This window comes from Stenotrophomonas sp. YJH_SMC_19, assembly GCF_059367915.1.
In genome coordinates this window covers 1-15,439 of sequence record NZ_JCAFRI010000014.1, presented here as the reverse complement: position 1 = coordinate 15,439, position 15,439 = coordinate 1, and the positions used below count along the sequence as shown (strand labels likewise).

Here is a 15,439-nt window from a genome sequence, read left to right as displayed (position 1 = left end):
GTAAAAGCGCGGATAAGTTAAAAATTCCGTTAGTAATTCGTTAGTTGAGCGGTGATGCTCGTCACAGTTTTGAACATATCGCCTGTTCATTTTAGCGAAGGACGCGTTTCGCCCCTGTGTAGTGGTCCTTCCAGTAGGGACCGCTGAGCGAGTCGAGGCGTACGGTGCCGCCGGTGCTCGGCGCATGCACGAAGCGCCCTTCACCGACATAGATACCGACATGGGTGACGCTGCCGCGGCTGCCGAAGAACACCAGGTCGCCGGTGGCCAGGCGCTGCGGATCGATCTTCGGACCCTGTACCGCCGCCAGGTCGCGCGAGGTGCGCGGCAGTTTCAGGTCCAGCATCTCGCGATAGACATAGGCCACCAGGCCGCTGCAGTCGAAGCCGGAATCCGGGGTGTTGCCGCCATAGCGGTAGGGGGTGCCGACCAGGCTGATGGCACGCATCAGCACCGAGTTGGCCGCCTCGGGGTTGTCCGGCACGGTCTTCGGCCAGTTCACGGTCGGCGGGGGCGGAGCGGGGCGGGTGGCCTTGCCGCCGCCGCAGGCGGTCATCAGCACGGGCAGGGCCAGCAGCAGGGCCGGGGCGAGGAGCCGGCGCAGGCCGGACGAAACTGGCGTGATGTGCATGTTCTCCGGATAATGCGCCACCTTGGGATTGGCCGTCATGATGGCGGCGTCCCCGCCGGGCGACAACCCGCCCCAACCCGCCTGCCTCCGGCAGATCCAGACAGAGTTGCGCATGAAGATCGAAAAAGACCGCGTTGTCCGCTTCCACTACACCGTTTCCGAAGTCGGCCAGGAGCCGATCGAATCGTCCAAGGACCGCGGCGAGCCGCTGGCGATCCTGATCGGCCACGGCAACATCATCCCGGGCCTGGAAAACGCCATGATGGACAAGGAAGCCGGCGCGACCTTCAGCGTTGACGTCAACGCAGCCGATGCCTACGGCGAGCGCCGCGAGGGCCTGTCCCAGCGCGTGCCGAAGAAGCATTTCGGCAACACCAAGCTGGCTCCGGGCCAGCAGGTCGTGCTGCAGACCAACTTCGGCCCGCGTGCGGTGACCGTGCAGAAGGTCGGCATGAGCGTCGTCGACGTCGACCTGAACCATCCGATGGCCGGCAAGGACCTGCACTTCGACGTGGAAATCGTCGATGTGCGCGAAGCCGGCAAGGAAGAGATCGACCACGGCCACGTCCACGGCGATGGCGGTCACCACCACTGATCGCAGCGCGATCATGATGGCAGCAAGGGCCCGCTTCGGCGGGCCATTGCGTTTCTGGAACACGGCGCGGCCATCCATGGCACGCGGGCCGGCGGCATAATGGCGGACCTGCCCGACGGACGCCCCGTGAACGCCGCTTCTCCTTCCCTGCAACCGGTGGCTTCCGGCGAACGCATCGCCGTGCTGGACGTGCTGCGCGGTGCTGCGCTGCTGGGCATCCTGCTGATGAACATCGAGGCCTTCAGCGGACCGCTGGACCTGGCCTTCACCGGCATCAACGTGCATTGGCAGGGTATCGACTACTGGGCCGATGCCTTTGTCTACGTATTCGTGCAGGGGAAGTTCTTCACCCTGTTCTCGTTGCTGTTCGGCGCCGGCTTCGCGGTGATGGCGCAGCGCGCCGAGGCGGCCGGGCGTGACTTCACCCCGTTCTACCTGCGCCGCAGCGCTGGCCTGCTGCTGATCGGCCTGTGCCACGCGCTGCTGGTCTGGTCCGGCGACATCCTGGTGATGTACGCGTTGGTCTCGTTGCCGTTGCTGGCCTGCCGCGAGGCGCCGCGCAGCTGGCTGCCGTGGATGGGCGTAACGGTCTATCTCGGCGGTGTGGCGATGATGCTGCTGGTCGGCGCGATGGTGTCGATGGCTTCGGCGGAGGACGTGCGGAAGATGCTCACCGACGCGCAGCAGAGCATCGATCTGCAGCGCCTGGTATACGGGCAGGGCAGCTGGATGCAGGCCAATGCGCAGCGGCTGAGCGAGTTCGGCACGTCGATGGGGGCGATGCTGATCACCGGCCCGGAAGTGCTGGGCATGTTCCTGATCGGCAGCTGGTTTGCCGGCAGCGGCGCGCTGGCCACGCCGGATCGCTTCCCGCGGCTGTATGCGGTGTTGCGTTGGGGGGCGCTGCCCTTCGGCCTGCTGGTCACGCTGCTGGGTGTTGCCTGGAAGCCGTATCTGGCGCCGGGCGCTTACGATCTGCCGGTTACGGCGGCGATGGCGCTGGTGACGATCGGCGGCCTGCCGATGTGCCTGGGTTACCTGGCCTGGATCGTACACTGGCGCGCGCGGCTGGGCTGGCTGGCGCCGGTCGGGCGCATGGCGTTGACCCATTACCTCGGCCAGTCGCTGCTGTGCACCTGGCTGTTCTACCACTACGGCCTGGGCGCGTTCGAAACGATGCCACGCAGCGTGCAGTTGATGTTCGCGCTGCTGTTGTTCACCGTGCAGGTGGGCATCTCGCACGTATGGCTGCGCCGCTTCCGCTTTGGGCCGATGGAATGGCTGTGGCGCGCGATGACCTATCGGCAGTGGCCGCCGATGCGGCGCGAGGCCGGCCAGGGCTGATCGATGCAGGGCGCGCGCGAGGATGTGATCGTGGTCGGCGCCGGTGCCATTGGACTGGCTGCCGCACTCGCGCTGCGTGCACAGGGCCGGCAGGTACGCGTGATCGACCGTGGGCGTGTCGGCGGCGCGACCTCGCATGGCAACTGCGGCACCATCACCCCCAGCCACGCGCCACCGCTGGCAGCGCCCGGCGTGCCGTTGCGCGCGCTGCGCTGGATGCTCGATCCGCGTGCGCCGCTGTACGTGCGTACACGCCTGGACCCAGCATTGTGGCGCTGGCTGCTGCAGTTCGGGGCGCGCTGCAACGCACGCGACTGGCTGCACGCCACGCGGGCACGCGGCGCATTGCTGAATGATTCACGGCTGCGCCTGGCGCAGTGGGTGCAGACGCATGCGCTGGACTGCGAGTTCGAGGCGCGCGGTCTGGACTATGTGTTCGGTGACGCCCGCAATTTCGATCACCACGCTGCCGAGTGTGAGGCGCTGAACGCACAGGGCATTGCCTCGGCGCGCATCGATGGCACCGACTACGCGCGCGACAATCCGGCGTTCCATGATCGCCTTGCCGGTGCGATCCACTTCCCCGGCGATGCCCAGCTGCGTCCGGACCGCTACACCGCCGAACTGGCGCGCGTGCTGCGCGCACAGGGCGTGGTGATCGAAGAACAGTCGGACGTGGAGGATTTCAGCGCTGATGCGCAGGGTGTGCGCGTGCGTGTCGGTGAACGCATGCTGCAGGCGCGAGAGCTGGTGCTGGCGACCGGGCCGTGGTCACCGCGCTGGGCGCGGCAACTGGGTCTGCGCGTGCCGATCCAACCCGGCAAGGGCTACTCGCTGACCTGGTCACGACCGGCGCAGGTGCCGCAGCGTCCAGTCGTGCTGAAGGACCATTCCGTGTTCGTGATCGCCTGGCGCGAAGCGCTGCGGCTGGGCGGCACCATGGAATTTGCCGGTGCCGATCCGCAGCTGCGCACGACCCGCCTGCAGGCCCTGCAGCAGGCCGCCGACCACTACCTGCGCGCGCCACGTGGTGCGCAGCTGCAGGAGCAGTGGTGCGGGTGGCGCCCCATGAGCGTGGACGACGTGCCGTTGATCGGCCGCGCGCCCGCGCATCCTCACGTCTGGCTTGCAGCGGGGCATGGCATGCTCGGCATCAGCATGAGCGCCGGCACCGGCCAGCTGATCGCCGATCTCGTCTGCGGCCGCACGCCGGCGATCGATCCTGCCCCTTACCGACCCGAGCGATTCCGATGAGCACTGCACCCTATGATTACGACCTGATCGTCCTTGGCGGTGGTTCCGCCGGCCTGGCTGGCGCGATCCGCGCCGCGCAGCACGGCAAGCGCGTGGCGCTGCTGGAGCCTGGTGAACTGGGCGGGACCTGCGTCAACGTCGGCTGCGTGCCGAAGAAGGCCATGTGGCTGGCGGCCGACCTGCACGAGCGCATCGGCCTGGCCAGTGCGATGGGTTTCGATGTCAAGGCACGCCCGGCATTGTCGTGGAAGGAGCTGGTGATCCATCGCCAGGCCTACATCAGCAACATCCACACCAGCTACCACAAGCGCCTGGACGAAACCGGCGTGGTGCGCATTCCGGCGCGCGGTCATCTGCTCGATGCGCATACCGTGGCCTGCAGCGATGGCGTGCGTTACAGCGCTGAACACATCCTGATCGCCACCGGCGCGCACCCGCTGCGGCCTGACATCCCCGGTGCCGAACTGGGCCTGGTCTCCGATGATTTCTTCGATCTGCGCGCGGCACCGGCCGAGGTGGCGATCATCGGTGGCGGTTACATCGCGGTGGAGCTGGCCGGCCTGCTGCAGGCACTGGGCAGCAGGGTGAGCCTGCTGGTGCGTGGCCAGCGGCTGCTGGATCGCTTCGATTACGAGCTGACCGATCAGCTGGCCGAGAACCTGAAGCAGCAGGGCGTGCGCATCCATTTTGGCTATCGCCTGCGCGAACTGCAGCGCGATGGCGAACGCGTACGTGCATTCGGCCATGATGGCCCGCTCGACAGCGTGTTCGACGCGGTGTTCTTTGCCACCGGCCGCCGTGGCAACAGCCGCGATCTGGGCCTGGAAGCGCTCGGCATCGGTATCGGCGAACACCAGCAGGTGCAGGTGGACGAATGGCAGACCACGTGTGTGCCGAGCGTGCACGCGGTGGGCGACATCGCTGGCAAGGTCGGCCTGACCCCGGTGGCGGTAGCCGCTTCGCGGCGGCTGATGGACCGCCTGTTCGGTGGCCGCCCGCAGTCGAAGATGGATTACGAGAACGTGGCCAGCGTGGTGTTCTCGCATCCACCGCTGGGCGCGGTGGGCATGAGCGAAGAAGAGGCGCGCGCGCGGTTCGATCAGGTGAGCGTCTACCACAGCCGTTTCCGTCCGATGCTGCAGGCGCTGGCCAACGGCACCCAGCGCAGCCTGTTCAAGATGGTCTGTGCCGGTCCGGAAGAACGGGTGGTGGGCATCCACCTGCTGGGCGAAGCGGCCGACGAGATCCTGCAGGGCTTTGCGGTGGCGGTGAAGATGGGCGCGACCAAGGTCCAGTTCGACGACACCGTGGCGATCCACCCGACCTCGGCCGAGGAAGTCGTCCTGATGCGCTGAGCTGGACGGTTTTAGAGCCGAGCCTATGCTCGGCTGCGTTCCGTGCAGACAGGGGCAGCCGAGCACAGGCTGGGCTCTCCAGGTCACCAGGCGCACCCATGCGACAATGGACGCCCTTGCGCCTTCCCTGGCCGCCCCGTGCGGCCCGCCGTCGTCCTGATGTCCAGCCCCGCTTCCCGTATCGCCACCGCTTCCCCACGCATCGCGCTGGGAGGCATCGGCCTGGCCGCGATCGGCGCCATCGCCGCCTCCGGCAAGGCCATCATCGTCAAGCTCGGCCTGCGTCACGGCGTGGATGCCACCACGCTGCTCGCCCTGCGCATGCTGATGGCGCTACCGCTGTTCGTGCTGATGGCACTGTGGGCCGCGCGCCGGGCCGAGCCGCTGTCCTGGGCCGACCGTGCCCGCGTGTTGTGGCTGGGCTTCACCGGCTACTACCTGTCCAGTCTGCTCGACTTCCAGGGCCTGCAGTACATCAGCGTGACCCTTGAGCGCCTGATTCTCTACTTGAACCCGACCCTGGTGCTGCTGATCAACGTGCTGCTGGCGCGCCAGCGGCCCGGTCGGTGGCAGATCGGCGCGCTGGTGCTGAGCTATCTGGGCGTGCTGCTCGCCTTCGGCCACGATCTGCAGCGCGAGGGCGGGCAGATCATCGTCGGCAGCCTGCTGGTACTGGGCAGTGCGCTCAGCTACGCGCTGTACCTGTTCGGCAGTGGGCAGGTGGTCGCACGCATCGGCGCGGTGCGGTTGACCGCCTATGCCAGCTGCGTGGCCAGCGTGCTGGTGCTGCTGCATTTCGCGGTGAGCCATCCGCTGCCGTTGCTGTGGCAGGCACCGGCGCCAGTGCAACGGCTGTCGCTGGTCAATGCCACCGTGTGCACGGTGCTGCCGGTGCTGGCGATCATGCTGGCGGTGCAGCGCGTGGGTTCGTCGCTGGCCGCGCAGGTCGGTATGCTGGGCCCTGTTTCCACCATCGTGATGAGCCTATGGCTGCTCGACGAACCGATGGGGCCGGCGCAGATCGCCGGCACCGTGCTGGTACTGATCGGCGTACTGTTGGTGACCCGCCTGCGGCGCTGACACCCGAGCAGGCGCGTGCGCGCATCCTGGCGGTGATCCGCGCGATCCCCGTAGGGCAGGTGATGGGTTATGGGCAGGTAGCGATGCGCGCGGGCCTGCCCGGGCGTGCGCGGCTGACCGCGCGCATCCTGGGCCAGAACGACGACCCGGACCTGCCCTGGCACCGCGTGCTGCGCTCGGATGGGCGAATTGCCATGGAAGAAGGGTCGGCCGGATGGCGCGAGCAGTCACAGCGGTTGCGCGCGGAGGGCGTGGTGGTGGAGAACGGCCGGGTGCGGATGCCGGCGGCTGATCCGGCAGCGGCACTGGATGCCGCTGTGTGGGGCCCGGGATGAGCACCGCTGGCGACTGAACAGGCCGGACCTGAGGGCCGCTAACAAGACACGGTGCTGCGGCTATGATGGAGGCCGTTCCATGCCGGTACTCCCATGTTCCCGCGACTGCCAACCGTCACCAAGGCCCTGCTGATCGCCAATGCGATCCTGTTCCTGCTGCAGCAACCGTTCCTGCTCGGCATGCAGACCTTCGAGCCGTTCATGCTGCAACCGCTGCAGCAGGGCTTCGATGCGTTCTCGCCGGGTGGCAACTTCCAGCCGTGGCAGCTGCTGACCTATGGCTTCCTGCATGGCAGCTTCGGCCACCTGTTCTTCAACATGCTGGCGGTCTTCATGTTCGGCGCGCCGCTGGAGCAGACCTGGGGCGAGAAGCGCTTCCTGCTGTATTACCTGGTGTGCGTGGCTGGTGCAGGCGTCTGCCAGCTGCTGGTGGGCACGCTGCTGGAAAACCCGGCGACGGTGCTGGGCGCCTCCGGTGGCGTGTTTGGCCTGCTGCTGGCCTACGGCATGCTGTTTCCCAACCAGCGGGTGATGCTGCTGTTCCCGCCGATCCCGATGAAGGCGCGGACCTTCGTGATCCTGTTCGGCGTGGGCGAACTGGTGCTGGGCATGACCGGCTGGCAGCCGGGCGTGGCCCATTTCGCGCACCTGGGCGGCATGCTGTTCGGCTGGTTGCTGATCCGTTACTGGCGCGGGCAGCCGCCGTTCAACAAGCGCCGCCCGCCCGGCCCACCGAAGCGCCCGAACCATCTGCGCAGCGTGAAGTGAGGCGCGATGCGCCTCGCTTCACGCGGGTAGGTGCCAACCTTGGTTGGCACGCTTTGAATGGGATCATTTGACGCGGTAGGTGCCGACCGTTGGTCGGCACACCTTTTCCCACGCGGGCAGGTGCCAACCTTGGTTGGCACGCTTTGAATGGGATCATTTGACGCTGTGGGTGCCGACCGTTGGTCGGCACACCGCTACAGGTCCCGCAGCACCACCTGCGCCGCATTGTGCCCCGGTGCACCGGTAACACCACCGCCGGGATGGGTACCCGACCCGCACAGATACAGGCCGGGAAGGGCGCCGCGATAGCCGGCCTGGCCGACCATCGGCCGCGCCGAGAACAACTGGTTGGCGCTCAGTGCGCCGTGGAAGATGTCGCCGCCGACCAGGCCGAAGGTGCGTTCCAGATCGAGCGGGGACAGCACCTGACGACCGAGCACGCTGTCAGCGAAGCCGGGCGCATAGCGTTCAACGGTGGCGATCATCAGGTCGGCTACCGTCCCGCGGTGGTCACCCCAGTGACGCCCATCAGGAAGTACCGGCGCCACGTGCTGGCAGAACAGGCTGGCCACATGCTGCCCGGGCGGTGCCAGTGAATCGTCCAGCGTACTGGGTATCAGCATTTCCACGATCGGTTCGCGCGACCAACCGTCGCGGCGCGCATCCAGCCAGGCGCGATCCATGTAGTCCAGGCTGGGTGCCATGATGATGCCGGCACTGAGGTGATCGCCCGGACCGGGCAGGGCGCGGAACTCCGGCAGCCGCGACAGCGCCAGGTTCATCCGGAAGGTGCCGGAACCGCAGCGCCAGTTCGTCATGCGTTCGCGTGTGGCAGCCGGTACCTGCGCCGGCTCCAGCAGCTGTTCGTACAGCAGCTTCGGATTGACGTTGGCGACCACCGCGCGTGCACGCAGGGTTTCGCCGTTGGCCAGTTCCACCCCCACGGCGCGGCCCTGTTCGGTCAGTACCCGTCGCACGCCGGCATCCACGCGCAGCTCGGCCCCGGCCTCGCGCGCCGCGCTGGCGATGGCCTGGCTGATCGCGCCCATGCCACCCATCGCATGGCCCCATGCACCCTTCACGCCATTGCACTGGCCGAACACGTGATGCAGCAACACGTAGGCGCTGCCCGGTGTGTATGGACTGGCATAGTTGCCGACGATGCCATCGAAGCCGAACAGCGCCTTGATCGGCTCGCTCTCGAACCAGCGGTCCAGGTATTCCGCCGCCGACAGCGTGAACAGGTCCAGCAGCTCCTGCCGCAGCGGTGCATCCAGCGCCGCCAGTTCGCGGCCGAGCTTCCCCATCTGCCAAAGTGCGGGCAGGCCGCGCCAGCCGCCGGCGACGCCGATGTCCGGTGGCGCGCGGAGAGCCCACGCGCGCAGTACATCGGCGAAGATCTCCAGGCGTGCTTCGTACGCTGGCAGGCGCTGTGCATCCCGCTCGGAGAATCCAGCGACTTCGGCCTGGGTGCGGCCAGGTGCCGACAACAGGTAGCGGTCGTCGGGCAATGGCAGGAAGTTGTTGGCCGGGCGCGTGACAATGCGCAGCCCATGCGCATGCAGTTGCAGGTCTTCGATCACCTTCGGTTGCAACAGCGACACCGTGTACGACGCCACCGAGTTGCGGAAGCCGGGATGGAACTCCTCGGTGACCGCCGCTCCGCCGAGCACGCCGCGCCGTTCAAGGACCAGCACCTTCTTTCCGGCCTTCGCCAGATAGGCCGCACAGACCAGGCCGTTGTGGCCACCACCGATGATGATTGCATCCCAGGACATCAGCACCTCAAAAAAAGGGGACGGAGGGGATTAAGTCGCAATTCGCACTGGGTCGGCAGCGATGGGCAGAAACGACTTAATCCCCTCCGTCCCCTTTTTTTATTGCGGCCTGGATGGTGGCGATGTCGATCTTCTTCATCGGCATCATCGCGTTGAATGCGCGCTTGGCCAGTGCCTTGTCCTTGCTGGTCACTGCTTCGATGAGCATGCGCGGGCTGATCTGCCAGGAGATGCCCCAGCGATCCTTGCACCAGCCGCATTGGCTCTCCTGGCCACCGTTGCCGACGATCGCATTCCACAGACGGTCGGTCTCGGCCTGGTCCTCGGTCTGGATCTGGAAGGAGAACGCTTCGCTGTGCTTGAACGCGCTGCCGCCGTTGAGGCCGACGCAGGGAACGCCGCAGACGGTGAATTCGACGGTCAGCACGTTGCCTTCCTTGCCATCCGGGTAGTCGCCCGGCGCGTGATGCACGGCGGTGACCGCGCTGTCGGGCAGGAGGCTGGCATAGAAGGTGGCGGCCTCGAGCGCGCCGTTGTCGTACCAGACACAGATGGTGTTCTTGTGTGCCATGTCGGGGCTCCGCGATGGACGAGGCCGCAGCGATAGCACGCCGGGTGTTAAGCCGGGATGGGTATCACGGTGACCGGAGACTGGGGGCGGAAACGGGAGGAGCGGGCTGCAAGCGGCTGATTAATAAACAAAACTTGAACAAAGTTCATGTTTGTATCAAAACTTTTCCTTCAATTTCAATTGGTTATTTTTGTTCAGCTGCCATTGCAAATTAAGAATTGATGAAATTAATATTTGGTTCAGCTACATGGGGCTGTCGCTTCCGTGCAGCAACTCTGCAACTGCAGCCTGATCTTCACCGAATCAAGGAAACTCCATGACCAGCAGCAAGCACGTCGCAAGGTTGAAGCGTACCGCCTTGGCGGTCGTCCTGACTTCTTTCATCGGCGCCGCAGCCGCGCAGAGCACGACCGGTTCGTTGTACGGCAGTGCGCCTGCCGGCACGACCATCGTCGTGCAGAGCGATACGGGCCTGAAACGCTCGGCGACCGTCGACAGCAATGGCCGCTACAACCTCGGCTCGTTGCCGGTGGGCAAGTACACCATCATCCAGCAGCGTGACGGCCAGACCGTCGATCAGCGCGAGAATGTTCTGCTGAAGGTCGGCGTTGGCACCGAGGTGTCGTTTGCCGGTGGCAGCAGTGCCGCCACCACGCTGGAGGCCGTGAACGTCGTCGCGGCGAATGTGCCGAAGATCGATGTCACCAATACGGTGTCCAAGTCGGTCATTACGTCCGAGCAACTGGATGTGTTGCCACTGGGGCGTAGCGCCGAAGCCATCGCATTGCTGGCGCCAGGTGTTGTCGCAGGCAGTGGCGCGTTCAGCAATGGCTCGCGTTCGGTGCTGTCTTTCGGTGGTTCCAGTGTTACTGAGAATGCCTACTATCTGAATGGCTTCCTGGCCAACAATCCGCTCAGCAACCTGGGTGGTATCAGCCTGCCCTATGGGTCGATCGACCAGCAGGAAACGTTCATGGGCGGCTACGGAGCGGGATACGGGCGCTCCACCGGTGGTGTGATCAACCAGCTCGGCAAGCGCGGCACCAATGAATGGCATTTCGGCGTGCAGGCCACCTGGGCCCCGGACTCGCTGTCGGCTTCTGCGGCCACTGTCATCTATCCCAATCGCCAGCTGCCAGATGGATACAGCTACACCGATGACTCGTTGCCTGGTTCGCTCTATCGCTACCGCAAGGACGATGTCGCCACGCGTACCACCTACAGTGGCTATGCCAGTGGCCCGCTGATCGAGGATCGTCTGTTCATTCACTTGGCTGCGGAAAAGGACCGCACCGAAGGTGTGTCCACGAACAGCTCTGCAGCAACGCAGCAGGTGCGCAACCACTACACCATTGATGCGCCGAAGTTCTATGGAAAGATCGACTGGAACATCAACGATAGCAACACGCTGGAATACACCCGCGTGCAGAACACCGATCGCAACGGTGGCTACTACCGATCGTTCGACTACGAGGACCTGGCCGAAGGTGATCGCACCGGCACGTTCCCGAACACCACGAAGCTCAAGGACGACTTTGACATCTTCAAGTACACCGGCTACCTGAACGATGACCTGACCCTGAGTGCGGTTTGGGGTCGCAGCAAGGAGAGCAATCTGGAGTCGAATCCGCTGGATACGGCCAACCCCTATCTCAGCAGCCCGGGCAATCAGGATCCGTCCATTACCGGTGGCCGCCCCATCCGCAACGACCAGTCGGCGCTCTATACCAAGTCGTCAGATGCGGGCAGCAAGACCCGAGGCCTGCGTGTAGACCTGCAGTACCGCATCGGCAACCACGAGCTGACCGGTGGCATCGATAACATGTACTTCCAGGGGCATAACGAAGGTCAGGCGATGACCGGGCCGGGGTATGCCTGGATCTATGGTCGTGTTGATCCGGCCTCGTCGCCGAATCCGGGCTTTGATATCACCCCGCCGGGCGGCAATGGCTACTTCGTGCAGAAGTACATCTTCTCCACGACCACCAGCATGTCGGTCAAGCAGAAGGCCTACTATCTGGAGGACCGCTGGCAGGTCACGCCGAACTGGTTGGTGACCCTCGGCATCCGCAATGACAAGTTCACCAACTACAACAGTGCGGCCAAGCCTTACGTCGACAGCGGTGACCAGTGGGCGCCGCGTCTGGGCGCGAGCTGGGATGTGTTTGGCGATTCGTCGCTGAAGGTGTTCGCCAACCTGGGCCGCTACTACCTGGCGTTGCCCAACAGCGTTGCCATTCGTGGTGCTTCCGCCTCGACGTTCACCCGCGAGTACTTCACCTATAGCGGAATTGATGCCAACGGCAACCCGACCGGGTTGACCGCTCTGGGCCCGGGCCCGGTGTCAGCCAACAATGAATATGGCCAGACCCCTGATCCGTTGTCGATTGCGCCGACCGACCTGAAGTCGCAGTACCAGGACGAGCTGATCCTTGGCTTCGAGAAGACGCTGGGCGAGCGCTGGAGCTCCGGTGCCAAGTTCACCTATCGTCGCCTGCAGACGGCCATCGACGATACCTGTGACTCCGATCGCATCCACGACAAGCTTGCCGCGATGGGCGTCGACGACAGCAATCTCGATGTCCCGGGCTGTGTGATCTTCAATCCGGGCAAGACCAACACCTTCATGATCCGACACGCGGATGGCTCGGGTTACACGCCGGTGCAGATGAGCTCCGCCGACTGGGGTTACGGCAACAAGAAGGCCAAGCGTGACTACATCGCCGTCGATCTGTTCATCGAGCACCCGCTGAGCGACAAGTGGTACGGACGTCTGGATTACACCTGGTCGCGCAGCTTCGGCAATACCGAAGGCCAGGTGAAGTCGGATATCGGCCAGGATGACGTCTCCAAGACCCAGGACTGGGATGCCGCGGCACTGATGGAATACGCCGGTGGCTATCTGGCGAACGACCGCCGTCACCAGCTGAAGGGCTATGGCGCCTATATGTTCAACGACGAGTGGTCGGCGTCGGCCACCCTGCGGATCATGTCGGGGGCGCCGAAGAGCTGCCTGGGCTACTACGGCACCGATGAGAGTGATCCGCTGGGCTACGACGCGGCCTATCACTATTGCGGTGGCAAGCCGTCGCGTCCGGGTGACGCCGGCCGGCAGCCCTGGACGACCCGCCTGGATCTGGGCGTGATGTATCGCCCTTCGTTTGCCGATCACAAGCTGGCTTTCAGCCTGGATGTTTTCAATGTGCTGAACCAGCGTCGCGCGGTGCAGTCTGACGCGGTCTATGAAGATGGCCCCTACACGGTGTCCAACACCTACGGCATGGGTACCTACTTCAGCGCGCCTCGTTCGGTTCGTGTCAGTGCGTCCTACGACTTCTGATCGCAGCACCTGATCGATCTCTCCAGAAAACGACCTGGACCCCGGCCATGCCGGGGTCCCTTTTTTGGGTCGCCAAGCGAAAAAAGGGCGCCCGAAGGCGCCCTCTGCATTACCAGTTGCAGCAGTTAGCTCAGCGCCAGACCTTGATCTGCTCGGCTTCGCTGCGCTGCATCGGCTGGCCGGCCTTGCAGCTGAAGGTGGCACCGAACGCCGGCAGGTTGGCCAGCGTGCCGTTGCTGCGCCACAGGCCCGGTGCACGGATGTCGGCGGTCAGGCGACGCACGGCCTCGTTCGGCGACAGCTGCTGCGCCCACAACGCCGACCACGCGCGGAAGAAGCCCTGTTGCTGTGCCGGCTTGGCCTTCGGCTCCTGCGCGGTGTACGCGGCCCACGCCAGTTCCAGGCCGGCGATGTCGGCCAGGTTCTCTTCCTGGGTGAGCGTGCCGTTGACCTTGGCACCCTTCACGCCCGGGAAGTCGTACGCGCTGTACTGCGCGGCGACGCGGTTGCCGAGCAGGGTCCAGGCGGTCTTGTCGGCCGGGGTCCACCAGCTGCGCAGTTCGCCCTTGGCGTCGACCAGCGCGCCCTTGGCATCGATCGCGCGGGTCAGCTCGTGGCCGACCAGGCCACCGAAGCTGCCGAACTTGTCGGCAGCGTCGGCCTTGGCGTTGAACACCGGCCCCTGCAGGATCGCAGCGGTGACGATCAGGCGGTTCTGCGCCAGATCGTAGGCCAGCGACGGCTGCTGCGGCAGCACGTCCCAGCGGCGGTCGGCGTTGCCCTTGCCGATGCGCTTCATTTCCTCGCGATGGCGCCAGGTCGACGCGATCAGCATGTTGCCGCCAAACGAACCACGGCCCATCGGCTGCACGCTGTAGTCGAGATCACGCAGCGGGGTGCCGATCTCGATCTTCAGCGCGGCCAGCTTGGCCTGCGCTTCGGTCTTGGCTTCGGCACTCATCCAGCTGCTGTTCTTGACGGCTTCGATCTGTACTTCGCGCACCTTGTCGACGATCCACGCCGCCTGGCGACGATCTTCGGCGGACAGGTAACGGGCGGCGTATTCGCGACCGAGCATCGGGCCGGCGGCCACGTTGATCGCCTCCAGCACGTCTTCCCAGCGCTGCGGCGGCAGGGTTTCGCCACGCAGCACGCGGCCGCGGAATTCGAATTCGGCGTCGCGGTAGGCCTTGGACAGGTAGGGCGCCATCGAGTCGCCCACGCGCCAGCGCAGGTAGGCCTTCCACTGGTCCGGCTTGAGCTTGGTGACCATGCCATCGAGCTGCTTGAACAGGCCCGGGTCGGCCAGCGAGACCAGATCGTCGTCCACGCCCTGGGCCTTCAGGAAGGCATCCAGCTGCAGGTTGCGGTAGCGGCTGTTGAGCTCCTTGGTGGAGATCGGCGCGTAGTTGTTGAACGGGTTGTTGATGCCGGCCAGAGACTGCGCATTGCGCGCCAGTTCGGTTTCCAGCGCGATCACCGCCTGCGACTCGGCATCCAGCTTGGCGGCCGGGGTGCCGGTCAGCGCCAGGATCTGCTTGACGTAGGCGCGGTAGCGGCCCATCAGCGCCACGGTGTCGGCGTCGGTGCGGGTGTAGAACGCCGGGTCCGGCAGGCCCATGCCGCCCTGCATGAAGTAACCGATGTGGCGGTCCAGCGCCTTCAGGTCCACGTCCGGGCCGAAGTTGAAGGCCACCGGGATGCCGACCTGGTGCAGCGCGGCGATCGAGGCCGGCACATCCTTGGCCTTCTTGATGGCGTTGATGCGGGTCAGCAGCGGGGCGATCGGATTGGATCCGTCGGCTTCCACGGCGGCTTCGTCCAGGCCGCTGGCCCAGAAGTCGCCCAGCAGTTTCTGCACGTTGCCCTGCGGCGCCTTCATCGCTGCGTCGAGCAGTTCACGCTGCTGCTGACGGCTGCGGTCGACCAGCTGGCCCAGCGCGGTGGTGGCACCGGTCTGTGGCACCGGGTTGGCCTTCAGCCAGCCTGCGTTGGTGGCGTCATAGAAGTCGCTGCACTGGGCGCTGACGGCCGGGGCGCGCGCGGCCTTCTTCTTGGCGGCGGCGAACGCATCATGGGTCGGGACCAGGGTCGCCAGGCTGATGCCCAGGGCGATGGCAAGCGGACGGAAATTGGGCATGTGGAACGAATCCGTGATGGATTGAGGGCGCGCGCACTATAGCAAGCCGCGCATCGACGCGGCATGCACGCATCACGCTGCTTTCGCCGACCAGGGTCGGCCGCTAGCTGTGTAAACCCACCACGTTGTTCAGCAGGACTCTGGAAATAGGTGGCTGGCCACCGATCCCCATGTGAGGGCGGTGCCAGTTGTAGTGGTGCAGCCATTGGGTCAGCACGGAATTGCGCTGGTCCGAGGAGGCGTATTCG

General features: G+C 65.3%; 13 protein-coding genes. 8 read left to right on the top strand and 5 right to left on the bottom strand.

Translation table 11 applies throughout. The annotated features are described in order from the left end of the window. Positions 1 to 91: 91 nt before the first annotated feature. Positions 92 to 670 carry a C40 family peptidase gene (locus AC5P5R_RS14475; RefSeq protein ID WP_172459930.1) on the bottom strand — a complete coding sequence of 193 codons (579 nt, stop codon included), beginning with the start codon at positions 668 to 670 and terminating at the stop codon, positions 92 to 94. Between the two features lie 73 nt (positions 671 to 743). Between AC5P5R_RS14475 and AC5P5R_RS14470 the strand changes: the two genes are divergently transcribed. From AC5P5R_RS14470 to AC5P5R_RS14440, 7 genes are all read left to right on the top strand, one after another. After that, entirely contained in the window at positions 744 to 1,226 is a 483-nt protein-coding gene (locus AC5P5R_RS14470; RefSeq protein WP_012480915.1) for an FKBP-type peptidyl-prolyl cis-trans isomerase, read from the top strand. A 99-nt stretch (positions 1,227 to 1,325) separates the two neighbouring features. Beyond that, the gene (locus tag AC5P5R_RS14465; RefSeq protein ID WP_100438789.1) at positions 1,326 to 2,570 is read left to right on the top strand and encodes a DUF418 domain-containing protein; all 1,245 of its coding nucleotides are present in this window, start codon (positions 1,326 to 1,328) and stop codon (positions 2,568 to 2,570) included. A gap of 3 nt (positions 2,571 to 2,573) precedes the next feature. Next, complete coding sequence (locus tag AC5P5R_RS14460; RefSeq protein WP_100438788.1) at positions 2,574 to 3,824, top strand: NAD(P)/FAD-dependent oxidoreductase; 1,251 nt, start codon at positions 2,574 to 2,576, stop codon at positions 3,822 to 3,824. Continuing rightward, entirely contained in the window at positions 3,821 to 5,179 is a 1,359-nt protein-coding gene (gorA, locus tag AC5P5R_RS14455; RefSeq protein ID WP_100438787.1) for a glutathione-disulfide reductase, read from the top strand. Before AC5P5R_RS14460 ends, gorA begins: the two co-directional genes overlap by 4 nt. Before the next feature lie 159 nt (positions 5,180 to 5,338). Further along, positions 5,339 to 6,259 (top strand): DMT family transporter, encoded by a 921-nt coding sequence (locus AC5P5R_RS14450; RefSeq protein WP_100438786.1) that lies wholly within the window; start codon positions 5,339 to 5,341, stop codon positions 6,257 to 6,259. After that, the gene (locus AC5P5R_RS14445) at positions 6,256 to 6,594 is read left to right on the top strand and encodes an MGMT family protein (RefSeq protein WP_224119427.1); all 339 of its coding nucleotides are present in this window, start codon (positions 6,256 to 6,258) and stop codon (positions 6,592 to 6,594) included. The genes AC5P5R_RS14450 and AC5P5R_RS14445 overlap by 4 nt, the downstream gene beginning before the upstream one ends. 93 nt (positions 6,595 to 6,687) lie before the next feature. Continuing rightward, entirely contained in the window at positions 6,688 to 7,362 is a 675-nt protein-coding gene (locus tag AC5P5R_RS14440) for a rhomboid family intramembrane serine protease (protein ID WP_005410509.1), read from the top strand. 194 nt (positions 7,363 to 7,556) lie between these two features. On the opposite strand, the gene AC5P5R_RS14435 is transcribed toward AC5P5R_RS14440, so the two are convergent. Then, on the bottom strand, positions 7,557 to 9,140 hold the full coding sequence (locus tag AC5P5R_RS14435; RefSeq protein ID WP_100438785.1) for a phytoene desaturase family protein: 1,584 nt from the start codon (positions 9,138 to 9,140) through the stop codon (positions 7,557 to 7,559). Between the two features lie 76 nt (positions 9,141 to 9,216). Then, positions 9,217 to 9,711: a VOC family protein gene (locus AC5P5R_RS14430; protein ID WP_100438784.1), complete on the bottom strand. Its 495-nt coding sequence runs from the start codon at positions 9,709 to 9,711 to the stop codon at positions 9,217 to 9,219. A gap of 316 nt (positions 9,712 to 10,027) precedes the next feature. Between AC5P5R_RS14430 and AC5P5R_RS14425 the strand changes: the two genes are divergently transcribed. Next, a complete protein-coding gene (locus AC5P5R_RS14425; protein WP_005410506.1) occupies positions 10,028 to 13,051 on the top strand; it encodes a TonB-dependent receptor in 3,024 nt (1,007 codons plus the stop codon). Between the two features lie 130 nt (positions 13,052 to 13,181). Here AC5P5R_RS14425 and AC5P5R_RS14420 read toward each other — a convergent pair whose 3' ends face one another. Both AC5P5R_RS14420 and AC5P5R_RS14415 read right to left on the bottom strand, forming a co-directional pair. Then, on the bottom strand, positions 13,182 to 15,191 hold the full coding sequence (locus tag AC5P5R_RS14420; RefSeq protein WP_005410505.1) for a M13 family metallopeptidase: 2,010 nt from the start codon (positions 15,189 to 15,191) through the stop codon (positions 13,182 to 13,184). A gap of 103 nt (positions 15,192 to 15,294) precedes the next feature. Then, positions 15,295 to 15,439, bottom strand: a 145-nt coding sequence (locus tag AC5P5R_RS14415) for an integrase core domain-containing protein (RefSeq protein WP_143565881.1), incomplete at its 5' end; no start/stop codon positions are given.